The following is an 18,977-nucleotide window of genomic DNA, read 5'->3' as shown; positions in this document are numbered from 1 at the left end:
GTTAACTATATATCGCTATAACTTGATGTTTAAGCAGATCTAATAAATAATTGGTGCCTTTGTCAGACTAACTTTTGAGGCAATTTCTTTGAACTCCATAAATGAAAACAATAATTCCTTCAACGATGAAGATGGAATTTTAGTAGAGGAACAAGAAATTACTGGTTTCAAATGTGGAGTTTGCGGAGCTAATTTAAAAGTAAGAGTTTATTTTAAAGATGACAATTTCTCTAGAAGAATCAGCTGCCCAAATTGCAAGTATAGTATAACTCCTTCCGAAAGAAAGCCTCTTTAACAATCCTTAAGCGTGCTTTCTGTTCTCTAAATTCTCTCAAGATGAATTTTCTGTCCAATCCTTTCTAAGTCTTAAAATTTGGCGAACTATTTTAGATGAACTATTTAATTCTTCATTACCGAATTTTGATAACCTTACAATTTCACATTCAATATTTCTCTCTTTTAATTCTTCTTCTAACCACGTTATTGCAGGCCATTGATCATATCCAATTGCAACTATATCTGGACGTAGTTCTTCTAAAATCTTTAACTTATCACCGCCTTCTGTCCCTAAAAGTGCTTTATCAACTGATTTTATCGAAGCTACAAGAGCCCTTCTGTGTTCTTCAGAAAAAATAGGCTTTTTTCCTTTCATTGATTCCACAGAAGAATCACGTGAAATAACGACAATTAATTCTGAAGAATCACCGCCTAATTTTTTCGCTTCTTCTAGATATTTTACATGTCCATAATGGAGGATATCAAAGGTACCAAAACATAAAACACGCTTCCTTCGAGCAGATTCTGAATGAAATATTGGTTTTGACAATACAGAGCACCACATTATTCTATTAAAACTGATTTGACTCCCTATATAGTTTGAATGAAATCGTATTTATTCTATTGAAGTTTGATTCTTGATGAAGAGACAGGTTATGAGTTTAAAGTGATATTGTTGACGTTTGGTTGGACTTACAAGAATAATGATGATAACGAAATTTAAAAAAGCGTCTGTGGTTATCATAAGTGTAGATGCATAAACATATTAGAATTTGCATTAAGAATAATTCATTCTAATTATAAGTGGAGGTATCCTTAATTGGCCGATAAAATAATAACCGTGAAAACTGCGGAGGCACGACAGAGAGATGTAGGTCGTGGGAAGGTTCGTATTGATGGAGCGGCAATGCGTTCCATAAGTGTCACTACAGGTGATGTTATAGAAATACAAGGAAAGAAAACAACAGCTGCCATTGCTTGGCCTGCTTACCCCGAGGATCAAGGAAGTGGGATCATCCGGATGGATGGAATCATCCGTAGAAATTGTGGTGTTACTCTAGGTGAAAGGGTAAAGATAAAAAAAGCAGATGTTAAAGCTGCGCGTTCTATCACAATAGCACCTACTTCTATGCCACTTTCGATCGATTATGGATTTGAAAATTTTGTTAAGAGAAAACTATTAGGATATCCTGTATGTCGGGGTGATACCGTACTTATCCCAATTTTAGGAAGAGCGATGCCTTTCAGCATTGTATCGACTACACCAAAAGGAATTTGTCTTGTAACAGATGCTACCTCCTTAAATGTAAGTGAAAAGCCATTAACTGACACTGACACTGGTTTTCCAAGAGTAAGTTATGAAGATATAGGAGGACTTTCTGAAGAGATTATTAGAATTCGAGAAATGGTTGAATTACCATTAAAACATCCCGAATTGTTTAAAAGATTAGGTATTGATCCACCAAAAGGAGTTTTGTTACATGGTCCTCCTGGTTGTGGTAAAACACTTATTGCAAAAGCAGTGGCCAGTGAATCGGATGCTCATTTCATTCCAATAAATGGACCCGAAATTATGAGTAAATTCTACGGGGAGTCAGAACAAAGACTACGACAACTTTTCAAGGAAGCTGAAGAGAATTCACCAAGTATTGTTTTTATTGATGAAATAGATGCTATCGCTCCAAAACGAGAAGAAGTGACAGGAGAGGTAGAAAGAAGAGTTGTTGCACAACTTTTAGCTTTAATGGACGGATTAGTGGCTCGTGGACAAGTTGTAGTCGTTGGCGCCACTAATCGGGTGAATGCCATAGATCCCGCCTTAAGGAGACCAGGCAGATTCGATAGAGAAATAGAAATTGGAGTTCCAGATAAAATTGGACGCCAAGAGATTCTACTTATTCATACGCGTGGTATGCCTTTAGCTGAAGATGTTCAACTGACTCGAATTTCTGAAATAACTCACGGATTTGTAGGTGCAGATCTCACTGCTTTATGTCGCGAAGCTGCTATGAAGTCATTAAGAAGATATCTTCCTAAAATTAACTTAGAAGAAGATGTAATCCCTCCAGAAATCTTAAATACTCTTGAAGTTAATATGGAGGATTGTTTAAACGCATTAAAAGAGGTACAGCCATCAGCAATAAGAGAAGTCCATATAGAGATGCCAAACATTAATTGGGAAGATATAGGTGGCTTGGAAATTGTAAAGCAAGAACTAATTGAAGCTGTCGAATGGCCCTTAAAAAAGCCTGAAGCGTTTAAGAGATTGGGTATTGCACCTCCAAAAGGTATTTTGTTATATGGTCCCCCTGGCTGCGGTAAAACTTTGCTTGCAAAAGCCGTTGCCACAGAAAGCGAAGCCAATTTCATAAGCATCAAAGGTCCAGAGGTTTTATCAAAATGGGTTGGCGAATCTGAAAAAGCTATTAGAGAAGTCTTCCGAAAGGCTAGGATGGCATCTCCAGCGATTATTTTCTTTGATGAAATTGACGCAATAGTGCCAAGACGCGGTACAGGCTTTGGCGACTCTCATGTAACTGAACGAGTTATTAGCCAAATTTTGACGGAAGTTGATGGTCTTGAATCTTTACAGAATGTTGTAGTGATCGCTGCTACCAATCGCCCTGACATAGTAGATCCAGCAGTGCTTAGACCAGGTAGGACTGATCGGCTTATTTTAGTACCCCCGCCTGACAAAAATGAACGTCTTGAAATCTTTAAGATTTATACGCATGAAATGCCAATTAGTGAAGACGTTGATCTAGAAAAACTAGCTAATGCCGCAGAAGGCTACGCGGGGTCTGATATTGAAGCCTTATGCCGAGAGGCGGCAATGCTCGCATTACGGGACAATGAGGATGCAGAAGAAGTTGAAGCACAATATTTCACCGATGCTATGAAGAAAATTCATCCTACAGTTACTGCAGATGTAATTCGCTGGTATGAAAGACAATCAGAACACTTTAGAAGAACTAAAGTCAAAGCACAACCTCAGTTCGTTTAACAAATATTTTCTTATTTTCCCATATCAAGATTTTTTCCCCTACTCAATATTGAAGACTCGCAATTATTTTTTTTGAGTTATAAGACTGGTAGATCAGAAGAGATCATTTAAAAAAGAAAAAGTTTAAATTTTGAGGAAAACTAAAGCCGTTATCACAATCAAGTCAGCTAATCTTAAGAAAGAATAAATCGGGCTCGCAATATTTAGATGGCTTAAATCCTATCTACAATTCTGAAATTATCCGTGAAAGAAGAGGTTTAGAGCGTGACTGGTGTATCCATGAAAATTTTAATGACAATGCCTTCATTTTTGCCGCATAGAGGCGGCAGCGAAATAATGGCATATGAACTTGCAAAAAGACTCGTTGAACTAGGTCACGAAGTGGTTGTCCATACTATTCAAAAAAAGGGCACACAGAAATACGAAAAAATAGACTGTATCGAAATTTATCGTTTCAAAGATATCAGACTCTTCCCAAAGCTATCAAAGATCACACTCGGAAAAATACCAGCAATTTTTTCATTTTCTGCAATCCCATCTTTATTTAAATTAGTAAAAAAAATACGTCCTCATATAATTCATAGTCATTTTATAGCAGATACAGGGCTTGCTGCAATAATCGTTGGAAATTTACTAAAGATTCCAGTAATAACTTCTCTGCTTGGAAAAGACATCTTTGATCCTATCGATCCAGTTTCTACCAAATGGCATGACACTCTGGTAAGGGTTATGGAGAATTCTTCCAGAGTAATAGCATGTAGTAAGGATCAAAAACTGCGAGCACAAGCTATGGGCGTTTCTTCGAACATCAAAATAATACCCCATGGGGTAAATATCCATCGATTTACACCAAAGATAAAAGAGGATCTCAAAAAAGAATTAGATATTGAAGGCCCATTGGTTCTATCTGTTCAGCGTCTTCATCCAAGAAAAGGATTGAAATATTTAATTGATGCAATTCCTACAGTTCTAGACAAAATACCTTCAGTAAAGTTTGTTATTGTAGGAAAAGGACCCGAAAAAGCAAAGATAGAAAGACAGATCAAAATGCAAAAAATTGAAAATAATGTAAAATTAGTTGGCTTTGTGCCTGATGATGAACTTGCACAGTATTATGCAAGCTGTAATTTATTCGTACTTCACTCTCTTTATGAAGCCTTTGGAATTGTTTTACTTGAGGCAATGGCTTCAGGCAAACCTGTTGTTGCAACTTCAGTAGGAGGAATCCCAGAAGTAGTGGCAGATAAAAAAAGTGGTCTATTAGTGTCATCTAAAAGTCCAAAGGCACTTGCGGATGCTATCACTCAAATCTTACTTGATCCAGAGATGGCTCAAAAAATGGGAGACTATGGACGTACGTTAGCAGAGAGTCGATTTGATTGGGAAAAAATAGTAAATGAATACCTTAAAACCTATCTTAACTATGATTTGTGTGCCTAATCAAAAACTAATATAAAATAAAGCACATAGAGACTCACGAAAGGAGGCACAAAAAAAACAATGGGGAAGGCTATTGGTTCTGTTGCTTAGGGCATTAATCGATGAAACAAGAAACAGGTTAAATCTCGAATATATGGCTTTAATTATGCTTTTAGTCTCTCCCATACTCATTCAAGTTATTTCATCCTTTTGGCTTTATATATGGCTGATTATTTTTAGTATAATACTCGTAAATCGTATGCTAACAACTTATTTAAAAACTAAGAGAACATTCTACTTTTTCTTAACATTTATAACAGTTTTTTTAATAGGAGTATTAGTAATTCAATTTTCCGAATCATTATTTTCTTTTTTTTTAAATCTAGCTGATGTGGTTGTAAGTCAAATAATTGCTTTGACAATAGGAGTTATAGAGCTTATATTTCTTTCATTTTCTGCAGATTTTTATTCAAGGAAAACAGCAGAAAATCAAAAATACTTTATGTTAATTTTAATTATTTTTCTAATAGTGTTGATTTCAGAACAAGTGAATGAAATTATGTTAACTTTGGGAGTATTGAAGATAGGAACTTTTCAATTACCCTTTATGATAAATCCTACATTAGGGATGACGATAAATCTTTGGACTTTACTCACTTTTATTCTTATTATCATTTTAACACTGTTTTTGCTACAATTTTTCGAAATAGAGAGGAATACATTCATTTTTTGGCTATTTATTGTAAGCTCAATAATACTAATTACCGGAATTGTTTTACTAGTTAATTTACATAGGTTTAATCTTCAATTATCTCATTTAACTAAGGAATTACTATTACGGATTTTTATCCTAACAATAATCTTCCCAATTTTCTATGTATTTTATCTTGGGGTGTCTAGCAATACTAAAGATTATAAACTAAGGAATGGAATCTGTTATATGACTTTAGGGTTTCTTTATTTGCTTTATTTTCCACTTGAAGCAACATTGTTAGTTGAAATTTTATTTATAGGAGGTTTAGAAGAATTATATATTAGAACGCAGTGAAAACAACACCTTTCAAAACAAAAGAGTCCACTAAAGGAGTTAAATTGATGAAAATAAAATACGTTCCCTTGGTTCTAATCATAATCTGTATATTTGGTACTTTCAATCTACATAACACACTGCTTTTTTTTCCATCACCTCCTGTTGAAAGTGCACCTGTGAATCAATGGTTTGCTGAAGATGCCAATGTTGTAGTTTCATTGACTTTTGATGCGGAGGGTGATGAAATTCAACTTAACAGACTCATATCCTTTCTTGACTCTGAAAACATCAATGCAACATTTATGCTTAAAGGTGAGACGTGCGAAAAATATCCCGCTCTTGTTAAAAGGATTGCCCATAAATTTGATTTGGGCAGTCATACATACACTCATCCACTGCTCACAGAGATATCTAAAGAGGCCCAATTAGATGAAATTCAAAGATCTAAAGATATTATTTACCGCACAACAGGAAAATACCCCTCAAGTTTTAGAGCACCATATTGTGATGGTCACAAATCGTATAACAAATATACGTTTGAGAATTTGTTATTATCTGAAATCTATATTGATTCATCAATTGGCACTGTGACAACCGCACCGATTTCCCCCCCAAAAGACCTTAAACAATTCTTTCCAGAATATCCGTATCCATATGTTATTCAAATGGATGGTAGAATGATAATAGAAATCCCCTGGATATATCCTTCTGATTCAATAGCATATGATAACTCAAATACTTTGGATCAAATCCTTTACATTTGGAAACTTGCTTTTGAGTATTGTTATGAACAGAAAGGTGTTTATGTCCTACTTTTACATCCAGGACGCACGGGAAAGTACATAGAGAGAATAACACTCTTAAAAACCTTAATTGAGTTTATGAGACAATATGACGGAGTGTACTTTTCCTCAATTTCTACAATAGCATCTAGGTTTTCCGATTGGAAAAATATTAATAAGGAATGACTAGCCGTTAATGTGGAACGATTTGTCCAACTTTAGGGATATTTGGCAATTCAATTAATCACTGTTGGACACCCTTTTCTACTTGAAAATGATATACAACCTTATTTGGATATAATACCACAATTTAGCCACACTATAAAGTGAAGACCTATAGTGATCTAGATGAACAAATCCCATACTACACTCTCAAGAGCTCTTACGGGTACATCCATACTCTTCGAGAAAAGATCTACTTTAATAGTATCAATTATTTCAGTTCTTTTTTTTGTCTCAAGACTCCTTATATTGCAAAATCATCAGGCGACTTGGGCAGATGAGTCCCATTTTCTTCTTGCTGCCGAAGACATATTAAACGGAGGCGTTGGAGTCTCTTTTTTTCACGGTGAACTTTATCAGTGCATTATTGCAGCATTTAGTCTTTTTATTGGTTTTAGTTTCTTCACAGGAAAACTAACTTCCACTATTGTCGCAACATTATTGATTCCATTGTTTTACATGTTTAATAAACAACTTTTTGGAAGAAAGTGGGGTGTGGTAGCGGCTTTTTTACTATCTCTTAATCCCGGGGTCTTTTGGCTAAGCTATATGGTTCTAACAGAAGGATTATTTACATTAGTTGTACTTTTAGTATTTGTGATTATCAATAGAACGGAAAATAGCAAAGTATTGTGGGGTTTTGCTGGTTTTTTTATGGGTCTTGTTTATTTAACGAGGTATGTTGGCGCATTACTCATACTTTGTTTTCTTATCTTTATCTTCTTAAAAATCGGAAATCTAAGGCACGAAAAAGGACTTTTAATTGCTATACTTATGATTTTCATAGTTCTTCTCCCCGATTTTTATATTAAGACCGTTCTATTTGGGAATCCTTTTCATCAAGGATATACACAGTATTACGTTAGACCAACCGAATTTCATCTAGCTATTACTTTTCGGGAGCTAGCAGGCGGAATAACGGCATCGCTGAAAGTCTTAGTACTCCTTGTAACATCAATTGGTGTTTTATTTTCTATAAGTTATATTATATTGAAAAAAGATCACAAAAAGAACAGAGAATTCTTTATTTTTCTTCTACTATGGATATGTATTCACTTTACGCTTCACGCATTATATACAGGTGTGTCATTGCACAGCAGAATTCGATATATATTCCCGATTACACCATTCTTAATCTCATTTAGTATCGGTTTTTTAAAGAGCAGTTATGAAAATATGAATAAGTTATTTTCAAAAAAAGACGTTGCTCACAATTCTTTCACGGTATTTGCCCTTCTTTTTATAATAATCTTTTCAAGTGCATCATCATTTGGCACATTTTCGCTCATTGGAGGAAATCAAATCTCTGAAGGAGGAGCGAGAGCGTATAAAGACGCTTGCCTTTGGATAAATGAAAATTCTAATGAAGATGCAATAGTTGCGGCTCCTATCCAGGGTTCAACACGTTTTCATTCTAAAAGAACTGTTGTTGTTCTCCCTTTAAAAGAGCAAGAACAAACAAATCTATTACAATTTTTTGACGAGAACAGTGTTAATTATTTTATTATAGATACTAGATATGGGCAGAAATCTCCCCTCTATAGAAAATTTCTCTATCAAACGGAAGTACCTAATAACTTTCACCTAGTATTTGAGAAGGCTGAAGATACCATAGGTTATGTTGTTGTAGTATACAAGATCTGCTGAGACTCTTTAAAAAATGAAATTTGGAGTGCAAATAAATGCCTTACATGTCACAAAAGTCGAGATTTATTAGAGAAAAAGTAGACTGGATACTTATCATTGGGCTAACTGCAACAATGGTGCCCGCAATTCTGATTTCCGAATTGAGTTTATACTATAAATACTATATTGGCGTGCTAACGTTCATATTGCCGGGATACACAGTAACTAAGGTTTTGCTCTTCGGTCAATTAGAACTTGAAGTAGTTGAGATTACAACAATCAGCATTATAATAAGTTTACTAACTACTGGATTATTTGTTTTTGTCCTAAGTATTGTCAGCTTAGTTCAGATATGGGCACTTACATTGTTGCACACTTTACTAATTGCAATTTCTATTGTAGTGTCTTTCATTAAAACTTCCGCTTTTAAGTAAAATTCTTAAGAACTATCATTAAGAAGCTGCTCACATTAGTTTTTAAAACAATCTCGGGAGTTGGAATATCATTTAAAATCCTGAAAAATTACAATTTTTCTGTTTCTCGGTAAAAATAACAAAAAAAGACTCTACTTTTGGGCTACAATTCGCCGTTACCATAAATTTTTGAATATAGGTCTTAACATATTTAACCAATCAACAAGAGGCCTCATTTTAGAATATCCAATTTTAGGAAAATGCTTTTTTGCCGGGATTTCCTTCACTTTATATCCTTTCTTAATGGTCTGTATTAGGAAATGTTGTTCAATACCATACTTAGCGTTCAGCCACTCTGCCGAAAAATCTATTTTATCTAGTAAAGCGACTTTAAACGCTTTATAACCCGTTGAAGCATCTCTTATCCATTTTTTTGCAACAATCGAAAAAACTATTGAATATAATCGCGTGGTTACTAGCCTAAATAAAGGTATATTTTTTACTGTAACTAAATATCTACACCCTTGTATCATATCAAAATCATCATCTACAATGCCTTGTAGGAAAGTTTCTATCCTCCTCGGGTCATCTTGGCCATCACTTCCCATAATTACGCCTATATCAAATCCCTTTTTTTTAATATAAGCAAAAGCAATTTTGAATGCGATTCCTAGGCCCTTGTTTTGTTTGAGGCTTATAATGGTGACATTATATCTTTTTGCTTCATCAACTGTGTTGTCTGTGCTGCCATCATTGATTACCAATATTTCATCTACAAGCTCTCTTGGTACTTTACTCAGCACCTTACCGATTTTGCCTTCTTCATTATAAGCCGGCATCATTAATAGAACTTTATTTTCTTTGTACATCTTTTCCTCATTCGTTTATTTTTTACAAAATCTCTGATACTTTTAATTAACTTTATTTCTTTAACTAGCAGGATTACTGGAATAACATCATTCTTTTAAACATTCTAATTTACCAAAGCGTCATGTTTCAACATTATATAATCTTTGTTCTACATCTATATAATCATTGACAAAGGTTGTTAATTGCTAACATTTTTAAATGCAATAGGCGACCTATGGCACGTATTCAGTGGACTGACAGTAACAGTTGGATTGTCCTAAATATCCACTAGAAAGAAACGATATCATATGTTCGCAACACAATAAGGTAAAGACGACTCATGTGAATGATCTATGGAGTGTTCGTAATTTGTGTGCAAAATATTCAAAAATCCTGGTCACAGGTGGTGCTGGCTTCATTGGAAGTCATATTGTAGAGGCATTGGCAGATAAAGGTCATATGGTTTTTGTTTTAGATAATTTAGAGTCTACGACACATGGAAATAATGCTACTCGTCCTAAAAACATAGAAAGCTTACAAGGAGATATAGAATTCGTGCATAACGATGTTAGAAACGAAAAGGTGCTCTTTGAATGTATTCAGGAAGTTGACGCCATATTCCATGAGGCGGCAGTTGGCGGATTAGGTTTAAGTATGTATCAAATACATTCTTGCATTGATCCAAATTGCGGTGGAACTGCAAAATTACTGGATATCCTCGTAAATAAGGAGCATAATGTAAAAAAAGTAGTTCTAGCATCATCGATGGCTGTTTATGGTGAAGGGACATATGACTGTGAAGAGTGCGGTGTGATTTACCCCAATATAAGAGCGGAACAACAATTAACACAGAAAATCTGGGAAATTCAATGTCCAAATTGTGGAAAAACAGCCCTACCATTGCCTACTAATGAAAGCAAACCACTTAAACCGGCAAGTGTTTATTCAATTTCTAAGAGGACACAAGAAGAGATGTGCCTCCTGATAGGCAAATTATATGGAATTCCAACAATAGCATTACGCTACTTCGTGACCTATGGACCACGTCAATCTATGCGAAACCCTTATTCTGGAGTATGTTCCATATGGAGTACGCGATTGTTAAGCAATAAACTTCCTATTATTTACGAAGATGGATTACAATCAAGGGATTTCATTTATGTAAAAGACATTGTCCAAGCAAACCTTTTAGCACTAGAGAAAAACAATGGAAATTATCTTGCAATGAATGTGGGTACTGGAAGGCAAATTAAAATAACTGAACTGGCAAGTGAATTAATTCAGGCGTATGATGTAAATATTTCTCCAGAGATTAACTATCTCTATAGAAAAGGTGATGTTCGTCACTTATTTGCAGATATTTCATTAATTAAAAGGAAGTTAGGGTTTACGCCGAAATATACCCTTCAAGAGGGTTTACAACAGTTTGAAGCGTGGTCAAGAGAGATGTTCAAGGCTGGAGAATTTACAGATAAATTTGAAGAGGCGCACAAAGAGTTGGAAAATAAAAAACTCTTGTCTTAGGGCTACTTATAAGAAAATCACAGCTATAGTCTCAGATGCATGTTCTTCTAATACTAATCTGACCTGATAGGTCAGCACATATAAGTTGAAACTGCAAATTTTGTCTTTGAGAATCATTGGGCCTCTCATAAAAGAATTTGAGGAATTATATGAAACGGTTTAGACGCTATTTGCTCAGAAAAATACTGAGAAATAAACGAGTGTATGAATTTTATTTGTTTGCCATTATAAAAGCGCGGTCAATAAAGCATAAAATAGAGAGAATAAAGGCGAAAATATTCCCTCCTAAATATCTCTCAATTCATCCAAATATACTCTTACTCTCAATAGACTCTTTGAGACCTGATCATTTAGGTTGCTATGGATATCATAGAAATACTTCACCAAACATCGATAAATTGGCTAAAAACTCAGCAATCTTTACTAATGCCATTTGCCAAGCCCCATGGACTAAACCATCTATTGGGAGTCTGTTTACTGCTGTAAATCCAGGTGTCCACGGCGCAGATAAAGGAGGAAAATTTGGCCAAGATATCGCTAGAATTTCAAGCAGAACTGATGCAATAGGCTTAAGGGACATGATACCTACGCTGACAGAAAAATTGAAAGAGGGAGATTATATAACAGCTGGATTCACGGGAGGTGGATACACACATTCTATTTTTGGACTTGACAGGGGCTTTGATATCTATAAAGCTAATCTCAGTCTAATGGATTTAATTAATTTTGAAGTATTTTCGTTCCTCAATAGAGATTTTAAAAAACCAATATTCTTGTTTATCCATACGTTCGATGTGCATTTTCCCTATCATAACAAGAAACCCTATAATCGATTATTTGGAAAGTTTGATTCTCGAATAAATATGAGCAAACAACTTTCATTGGATATAAATTATGGCAGATTTACTCCCTCAGACGAAGATATTCAACATATGATCACACTATATGATGGAAGCATTTTTTATATTGACCAACGAATTGGCTTCTTGCTTGAGATGCTGCAAACATTAGGATTTATGCAAAATGTGATGATAATTCTCACCGCAGATCATGGGGAAGGGTTTATGGAACATGATTTAGTAGGACATAGTGAAATCATCTACAATGAAGTTTTACGAATACCTTTAATCATTTATCACAGCAATATGACCTCAAAAAGAGTCGTATCAAATCTAGTTAGATCGATTGATCTGATGCCAACACTCTTAGAATTTGCAAATATTCCTTGTGATAACTTTATTCAGGGTAAAGGTTTACTACCTTTGTTAGAAAAAGAAGCGTCATACGACGAAGCGGCCTTTAGTGAGACTGAAAGGCTCGGTGGTATACAGGCAATTCAGACACAGGAAGGCTATAAATTCGTTTATTGGAAGAAAACAGAGAAAAAAGAACTTTATGACCTGAACAACGATCCCTTAGAAAGAAAAAATATAATACAACTAATGCCTGAAAAGGCAGAAGAATTGGAACATAAGTTATTTGAAATAATAAGAGAGTCAGAAGATCTCAGTAAACGAATAGAAGCGATGAAAAAAGATAAAACAAGCGAGAGAAAAGAAATTTCTGAGGAAGATATTGAAGCAGTCACGGCAAGGTTGCGAGCATTGGGCTACATAGACTAGCATACCATTGTGAATTAATTGACAATAATACTAAAGAAGGATCAAACTACAAAAAAAAATTAGGTGTGAAAGTCATTGAGCGACGATCAATACTACTAAAAAACAGAATTCTCTTTTTATAGAAAAATGAGATCTCGATCTATACTATAAAACTTTGAAAATATCTTTTCGAAGAGGAAACCCTATGACAACTTCGAGAAAATCAAAAGTGGCACGGGATATTGCACGAGGATCCTCAGCATTAATGATTCAGAAAATATCACTCACAATTATGGGTGTAGTATATGGAGCAGTTCTTGCACGTCTATTAGGGCCATTAAACATTGGATTAATTGCGTTAGCAAATTCTATTGCCTTTTTAATAGGCATTATGTCAGGAGTTGTCCTTTCAGGCCTAAAACCAGCAATGATTCGCCACCTTGCATATTATATTGCTAGCAAAGAATACGGAATTGCAAAAGACATCTATAAAAAAGGTCTAATAATGCATTTAATAGTCGGCAGTATTTCAACAGTTCTTATTATCATTACAGCCGATATGATCGCAAATCTTGTATTTAATAGTCCTGAGCTAACGTTATTGATCACACTTACAGCCTTTTCGATTTCTGTGGAAGTAGCAAATCGATTTGTAGGTTCACTCTTTGAGAGTTTGAAGTTTTTTGGGAGTTATTCAACTTTGATCATAATTAACACTGGGGGTAGGATGGCACTTAGTTTATTATTGTTTTTTATTGGTTATGGAGTCCCAGGAGTAATTGCAGGAGGAATCATCGCAGGTGGATTCACAAGCATAATTGGCTATTTATTCATTCGCAAAAAACTTCCTTTTATTCATGCAAAACCAGAAAGTAATGATGATAATGGACTTAAAAAACTTTTCTCATTCAGTATAATTTATAGTATTAGCTACGTCTTTTATACAATATATCAACAGGCACCCTATCTTATTTTAGGCTACTATCTCACGCCAGATGTTGTTGGATATTATTCATATGCATATAACATTGCAAATCGCCCCTCAATGCTGGGCTATACTTTTTATACAACATTGCTCCCGTCGATGTCAGAAATATACGCGGAAGACGATATCGCTTTGATGAGGAAAACATATAGTTCTATGATAAAGTATCTAATGGTATTTTCTACGTTTTTCTCAATGCTCATAATCGTTTTTGCAAGAGAACTTATTATCATCCTTGCTGGACCAGAATTTTTACCTGCAGTTCCACTCCTCCAAATATTATCGCTAGTGAGTATACTTAGGATCATAGGCGCACCAATGCAAGCAGTTTTGTTAACCTTCGAAAGACTTGACTTTGTATTATATCCAACAGCACTAAGATCTGTCATGATTGTTGTATTGCTTTTTCTATTGGTTCCTCCTTATGGTTACATAATAGTCCCCATCGTTGTCGTTATAAGCTGGTTTGTGTCAATTGTAATGGCTATATCTCTTACCAATCGGGAAATTTCTGTTCATATTCCAATCTCTAATTTCATTAAACCTGTAATGTGCCTGCTTATTTCGTCAAGCGTTCTGCTGTTACCTCTACTTTCAAACTATATCTTATATACTATAATAAAGTTGTTTGGCGCACTTACATTGTTTTTAATAAGTGTAGTGCTGACGTCAACACTTATAAAAGAAGATATAAAGACAATTGAATTAGTTAAAATAAGACATGAATTAATTGCGCACATACTTCGAAAGGGCATAAAAGTCTTAAGAAAAATATTGCGCTGAAGTTAATTATTACCAGAAGGTGCTGTTCTTTGTTCAAGAGTACTTTAGTAATAATGATAGATAGTTTTCGTTATGACTACCTCTCTGAAGAAGAAACCCCATTTCTCTTAAACTTCAGTAAGGCATTAAGAATGAAACCTACATTAGGATATAGTAGCGGATTACATCCAATTATAGTTTCGGGTACCTATCCAAGAACGAATGGTGTGTGGGCATCGTACTATTTTACAACAAACTCACCTTATAAGTGGACGAAAGCAGTAGCACCGTTTACATATATCTCATATAGGCTCAACAGGAAATTATATGATAAAGTAAGGGTTGCTATAAAACGACTGACGAAGCGAATTAGTGGATCAACACATATGCGCCCCAGAAATATTCCGCTATGGCTTTTAGGTTTTTTTAATCATCTAAAAAGAAATGCTTTTGAAGCAAATGCATTAGGAAACATCCCTACTCTTTTTGATATTTTAAGAGAATATAACATACAATTTCGTTATATTGGATATCCAAAAGAGAAAACAGACCTTGACGTCTTTAAAAAGTCGATAGCCTCATTAAAGAAGGAGTTTCTTTTTGTATATTTTTTTCAACTTGACTCAATAACACATAAATATGGTGTAAGTTCTCCACAAAGAAAAAATCATACAAAATGGCTCAATAATGCAGTAGAAAAACTAGTAAAACGATTCATTGAAACGCATGACGAGTGGAATATCTTTATTTTATCAGACCATGGTATGTGTGACATTACGGGCGTCCTTAGTATCAAGAAAGTGTTCTGTTCAATTGATGTAAGAGAGTTTTTTGATTATATCCCATTTTATGATTCCACTATAGCACGATTTTGGTTTTTAAATAAAAGGGCTAGGCTAAAAATTGAATCGAGATTAAATCGACTTCAAAAAGGACGTGTATTATACCAAGAAGAATTAGTTAAATACGGACTTAACTTCATAAAGAAAGACTATGGTGAATTGATTTTTATTACAAATCCAGGAATCTTACTTATTCCAAATTATTACACTGGATTTCATGTAGATAAAGCAATGCATGGATATATTCCAGAGGATCAAACGCAGCATGGATTTTTTCTCTTCAAAAATTCAGATTCAGGAATAGAGATTTTAAAAGACGAAATTAAAATAATAGATATATTTCCAACAATCATTGATTGCTTCAATGTAGATACTATCAAAGAGAAGGTAGCACAATTTATAGAGGGAAAATCGATCCTCTCTCTTAATGAAACAGATTTTTGACGATGCTTTTTGAATTTTTTATAGTGGCTTTAAATAGTTTATAAACAATTAGATAATATACTCAGAAACTGTGCAGTGTATAAGTTTCGCAGAGAAATGAAGCGCTGTTTATATTTAAGAGGGCCTAAGAAAATTAGAACAATTCTCACTATTCTCGAAGAATGATTCATCAAAGAGTTCAGACCGAAGTTTTAGTCCTTCAATCCTTAACGTGTTCCAAGAACTTAGAGCATTCTCGAAGAAAGGAAATTTCATATGAGGCAATAAGAGTAAATATTTCCTTGAATAGTCTAACAAATATTTTCCGCGTATATCACCACGAACTATGAATTTTGTAGAAAAGTAGACCAATAAAAGAGCCAAATACATAAGAGATCTCGGAAAAATCTGTGAAATAAGCATGTTTACAGTTTTTATAGGATGCTTAAGACAAAAACTCTTATGTGTATTAATATAACTTAGAAGCTCGCGTTTATACGAATGAAAAACCAGTTTTTCATTTTGAAATATGGTATTCGTCAATCTTATAATATTATTAATCTCAAAAGATAGACCAGTTATTTTTCTTCTAAGAAGCGAAGAAATTTCATAGGATAATACGGAGAAAATTAGTTCGGTGGCATCTAGCCAAGCCTTCAAACATTGTTCTCTTGGAGTTTTACCTGAATCTGTAGAGATACGTGAAAGAGTATTTAAACACGGATATTTTTTGAACTCTAACCATTTTTGAAATAAAGTAGATGAAGGGATTATCTCCTTAAGAGAAGGTGAAATATCAAGTAATCTTTCTAATTCGTTAACACGTCCTACATAACTCGGTATAAATCTCCCATGAAAGGCAAGGAGAGATGTACAAACATCTAAAAACATTTTTGTAGTCTGATATGCATTCATTTCGAGTATATTGTCTGGAATCTTATCATTGTAGAAAATATCTGGGGGAGTAGACAATAATTGTCCGCAAATACGGTTAAAAAGAATTTTTAATGCATCCCATTTCGGTATTTCCTTCGGACTAAAATTAGGAATTAAATTTAATACATCTTCTCCATACAGTATCATTCCACTACTTTTTAGATCAAAATTTCCAATTGTTGGAATAAGTGACTTCAAATATGCTTTTGTGATAGGATGTACTTCTACAGAACTCAAGAAACCGAGTTTCAATTCTTTTGTTAAATCGATTGAAAGTTGTCTTAATTTTTCTTGGAGGGCCGTAAGATCGCCGTTTTTTACAACTACTAGAAAATCGTAATCACTTATGATCTTTACTCTGTTTTCGGATATTATTGCACTCCCCTCACCCCGCGACATTGCGCCACATAATATTAAAGAACAGATATCTTTAGGTATATTCTCTAAAACACGTGTGCAAATTATTTGAAGTTGATTTTTAACTAATTCATTGATTCTGGCATTTTCGAAGAAAATTATGTCTAGATTTATTCGTGCAGACAATGTGTACCCTCGCAAAAAATATACTTTTTCGATAGTGTGCATAAAATAAGAACGATTAGTAACCTCTACATCTAATAGATTTGTCCTTTTTCTTTTAGGTATTTTTTTAGAGCTTCTTTCCAAGTGTCCATTTCGAGGGCATGTTTTCTAAGTTTGACAGTTTCTAAGGCTGAAAATGCGGGCCTTTTCGCTTTTAAGTTTAGGCTGCGAGCTTTTATAGGTTGTAGAACTACGTCCGTCCCTAAGAGTTCAAATATTGTTTTAGCAAACTCATACCACGAACAGTACCCATCATTCGTTACATGATATTCCCCAAAAGGAAGCGCGTTTTTCACAATATTCTTCACCATAATAGCAGCCTCTTTCGTATAGGTAGGACTCATTACTATGTCATCCACAACCTTAATTTCCTGACCGCTTCTAGCCTTGCTTATCATTGTTTCAACAAAGTTGCCGCCTTTACCACTTGCACCAGCTACACCAAACAGGCTTGCTACTCTAACCACATAGTATTTTTCAGCAAGTTTCGTGTAAAACTCCCCGGCAAGCTTAGATATCCCGTAAGTGTTGATCGGGTTTGGTGTGTCATATTCGTTGTAGGGAACGCCTTTATTTCCATCAAAAACGTAGTCTGTGCTTATATAAATCAAGATGGCATCGAGTTCAGAGCAGGTCTCAGCAACATTTTTTGCTCCTATAGTGTTCACCAAAAAGGTTTTTTCGGGATTATCCTCACACGCATCCGTTTTATGAAAAGCTGCAGTGTTAACAATTACATCAGGGGTGCTTTTTTTGAAAATTTTACAACTATCTAAATGTTCAACCTCTATTTCTTCATGTGTCAAACTTATAACTTCATCTGCATCAAAAACTTTAACGAGATCGGAGCCCAGTTGCCCTTTCGCTCCTATTACTGCCACTTTCATAGAATCATCCCGTTCATTTCAACTTCTTTAATATACGTGTGCATTTCAAGCAAATGTTTATACCATTTCACAGTAATGGTCTTTAAATCGTCCTTAACTAGGCCTTCCTTTAGTGCTTCATAAACCTCTTTTCCTCCTTCTCTTGGAGAGTAATCCGGTTTAAACTTCAATATATTAGCAATCTTATCAAAACTTACCCTATAACTTCGGTTATCAGGAAAGCCGTACCATTCATACTGAAAAGGTAACCCTACAGCGTCTGCGACAAGATTTGCAAGATTAAATATCTGATAGTTCTGCTCGTTAGAACCGACATTAAATATCTCCCCACCAACATCTTCTTTTTCCGATTCCATCGCTAGAATGAAAGCTTTGCTTGTGTCTTTAACATGGACGAAAGGTCGCCATTGGGTACCATCTTTCAATATCGGTATTTTACCGTTTTTGAAGAACCCTAAAGTCATACCGTTTATGGCTAAGTCGAACCGCATCCTCGGAGATAGTCCATAAACTGTTGCCTGTCTTAAGACTGTCACTGTAAACTTCTCAGCCGCTAAGGGAAGGATATCCTCTTCAGCCTGTAAATTTGCTTTAGCGTAAGTTGTCAGAGGGTTTGTTGAAGAGTTTTCATTTAAAATCCCCTCATGAAACCCATAAATGCTACAAGAAGAGGCTAGAATATATCTTTCAACATTGTATTTTTTTGAAAGGGTTGCTACTCTCACTCTTCCATTATAGTTTATCGCCATAGTTTTCTCTGGGTCTAACTCTCCTGTAGGGTCGTTGGAGAGGGCTGCTAGATCCATCACAGCGT

16 protein-coding genes are annotated in these 18,977 nt (G+C 34.8%); 11 read left to right on the top strand and 5 right to left on the bottom strand.

Features of this window, described 5'->3' with window-relative positions:
• Positions 1-88: 88 nt before the first annotated feature.
• On the top strand, positions 89-295 hold the full coding sequence (locus QVB70_RS15485; RefSeq protein WP_287588120.1) for a hypothetical protein: 207 nt from the start codon (positions 89-91) through the stop codon (positions 293-295).
• Between the two features lie 36 nt (positions 296-331).
• On the opposite strand, the gene QVB70_RS15480 is transcribed toward QVB70_RS15485, so the two are convergent.
• Positions 332-826 (bottom strand): FAD synthase, encoded by a 495-nt coding sequence (locus QVB70_RS15480; protein ID WP_287588118.1) that lies wholly within the window; start codon positions 824-826, stop codon positions 332-334.
• Between the two features lie 270 nt (positions 827-1,096).
• On the opposite strand from QVB70_RS15480, the gene QVB70_RS15475 reads away from it, so the two are divergent.
• The 6 genes from QVB70_RS15475 to QVB70_RS15450 all read left to right on the top strand — a co-directional run bounded on the left by QVB70_RS15475 (position 1,097) and on the right by QVB70_RS15450 (position 8,793).
• Positions 1,097-3,280 carry a CDC48 family AAA ATPase gene (locus QVB70_RS15475; RefSeq protein ID WP_287588116.1) on the top strand — a complete coding sequence of 728 codons (2,184 nt, stop codon included), beginning with the start codon at positions 1,097-1,099 and terminating at the stop codon, positions 3,278-3,280.
• A 264-nt stretch (positions 3,281-3,544) separates the two neighbouring features.
• The gene (locus QVB70_RS15470) at positions 3,545-4,720 is read left to right on the top strand and encodes a glycosyltransferase family 4 protein (protein WP_287588114.1); all 1,176 of its coding nucleotides are present in this window, start codon (positions 3,545-3,547) and stop codon (positions 4,718-4,720) included.
• A 73-nt stretch (positions 4,721-4,793) separates the two neighbouring features.
• Positions 4,794-5,747, top strand: a complete 954-nt coding sequence (locus QVB70_RS15465) for a hypothetical protein (protein ID WP_287588112.1) — start codon at positions 4,794-4,796, stop codon at positions 5,745-5,747.
• A gap of 47 nt (positions 5,748-5,794) precedes the next feature.
• Positions 5,795-6,697 (top strand): polysaccharide deacetylase family protein, encoded by a 903-nt coding sequence (locus tag QVB70_RS15460; protein ID WP_287588110.1) that lies wholly within the window; start codon positions 5,795-5,797, stop codon positions 6,695-6,697.
• Positions 6,698-6,859: 162 nt separating this feature from the next.
• Positions 6,860-8,380 carry a glycosyltransferase family 39 protein gene (locus tag QVB70_RS15455; protein WP_287588108.1) on the top strand — a complete coding sequence of 507 codons (1,521 nt, stop codon included), beginning with the start codon at positions 6,860-6,862 and terminating at the stop codon, positions 8,378-8,380.
• Between the two features lie 35 nt (positions 8,381-8,415).
• Positions 8,416-8,793 (top strand): hypothetical protein, encoded by a 378-nt coding sequence (locus QVB70_RS15450; protein ID WP_287588106.1) that lies wholly within the window; start codon positions 8,416-8,418, stop codon positions 8,791-8,793.
• 155 nt (positions 8,794-8,948) lie between these two features.
• Here QVB70_RS15450 and QVB70_RS15445 read toward each other — a convergent pair whose 3' ends face one another.
• Complete coding sequence (locus QVB70_RS15445; RefSeq protein ID WP_287588104.1) at positions 8,949-9,641, bottom strand: glycosyltransferase family 2 protein; 693 nt, start codon at positions 9,639-9,641, stop codon at positions 8,949-8,951.
• A gap of 349 nt (positions 9,642-9,990) precedes the next feature.
• Here QVB70_RS15445 and QVB70_RS15440 point away from each other — a divergent pair, with 349 nt between their 5' ends.
• The 4 genes from QVB70_RS15440 to QVB70_RS15425 all read left to right on the top strand — a co-directional run bounded on the left by QVB70_RS15440 (position 9,991) and on the right by QVB70_RS15425 (position 15,779).
• Entirely contained in the window at positions 9,991-11,145 is a 1,155-nt protein-coding gene (locus tag QVB70_RS15440) for an NAD-dependent epimerase/dehydratase family protein (protein WP_287588102.1), read from the top strand.
• 149 nt (positions 11,146-11,294) lie between these two features.
• On the top strand, positions 11,295-12,767 hold the full coding sequence (locus tag QVB70_RS15435) for a sulfatase (RefSeq protein ID WP_287588101.1): 1,473 nt from the start codon (positions 11,295-11,297) through the stop codon (positions 12,765-12,767).
• A gap of 184 nt (positions 12,768-12,951) precedes the next feature.
• Positions 12,952-14,514 (top strand): flippase, encoded by a 1,563-nt coding sequence (locus tag QVB70_RS15430; protein WP_287588100.1) that lies wholly within the window; start codon positions 12,952-12,954, stop codon positions 14,512-14,514.
• A 29-nt stretch (positions 14,515-14,543) separates the two neighbouring features.
• The gene (locus QVB70_RS15425; protein WP_287588099.1) at positions 14,544-15,779 is read left to right on the top strand and encodes an alkaline phosphatase family protein; all 1,236 of its coding nucleotides are present in this window, start codon (positions 14,544-14,546) and stop codon (positions 15,777-15,779) included.
• A 114-nt stretch (positions 15,780-15,893) separates the two neighbouring features.
• Here QVB70_RS15425 and QVB70_RS15420 read toward each other — a convergent pair whose 3' ends face one another.
• The 3 genes from QVB70_RS15420 to QVB70_RS15410 form a co-directional block, all read right to left on the bottom strand.
• Positions 15,894-17,237, bottom strand: coding sequence for a hypothetical protein (locus tag QVB70_RS15420; protein WP_287588097.1), 1,344 nt, complete (start codon positions 17,235-17,237; stop codon positions 15,894-15,896).
• A gap of 71 nt (positions 17,238-17,308) precedes the next feature.
• A complete protein-coding gene (gene rfbD, locus QVB70_RS15415) occupies positions 17,309-18,163 on the bottom strand; it encodes a dTDP-4-dehydrorhamnose reductase (protein ID WP_287588094.1) in 855 nt (284 codons plus the stop codon).
• Positions 18,160-18,977, bottom strand: an 818-nt coding sequence (locus QVB70_RS15410) for an SDR family oxidoreductase (protein ID WP_287588091.1), incomplete at its 5' end; no start/stop codon positions are given. The genes rfbD and QVB70_RS15410, both read right to left, overlap by 4 nt.

The sequence above is a fragment of the Candidatus Borrarchaeum sp. genome, assembly GCF_019058535.1.
In the GTDB taxonomy this organism is placed as follows: Archaea; Asgardarchaeota; Sifarchaeia; order Borrarchaeales; family Borrarchaeaceae; genus Borrarchaeum; species Borrarchaeum weybense.
The sequence above is the reverse complement of the archived record's forward strand: the minus strand, read 5'-3'. Positions and strand labels throughout refer to the sequence as shown.

Excerpts from the sequence above, each read along its gene's own strand:
- rfbD (WP_287588094.1), bottom strand. The coding sequence starts at position 18,163 with ATGAAAGTGGCAGTAATAGGAGCGAAAGGGCAACTGGGCTCCGATCTC.
- QVB70_RS15430 (WP_287588100.1), top strand. The coding sequence starts at position 12,952 with ATGACAACTTCGAGAAAATCAAAAGTGGCACGGGATATTGCACGAGGA.
- QVB70_RS15435 (WP_287588101.1), top strand. The coding sequence starts at position 11,295 with ATGAAACGGTTTAGACGCTATTTGCTCAGAAAAATACTGAGAAATAAA.
- QVB70_RS15455 (WP_287588108.1), top strand. The coding sequence starts at position 6,860 with ATGAACAAATCCCATACTACACTCTCAAGAGCTCTTACGGGTACATCC.
- QVB70_RS15450 (WP_287588106.1), top strand. The coding sequence starts at position 8,416 with ATGCCTTACATGTCACAAAAGTCGAGATTTATTAGAGAAAAAGTAGAC.
- QVB70_RS15460 (WP_287588110.1), top strand. The coding sequence starts at position 5,795 with ATGAAAATAAAATACGTTCCCTTGGTTCTAATCATAATCTGTATATTT.
- QVB70_RS15445 (WP_287588104.1), bottom strand. The coding sequence starts at position 9,641 with ATGTACAAAGAAAATAAAGTTCTATTAATGATGCCGGCTTATAATGAA.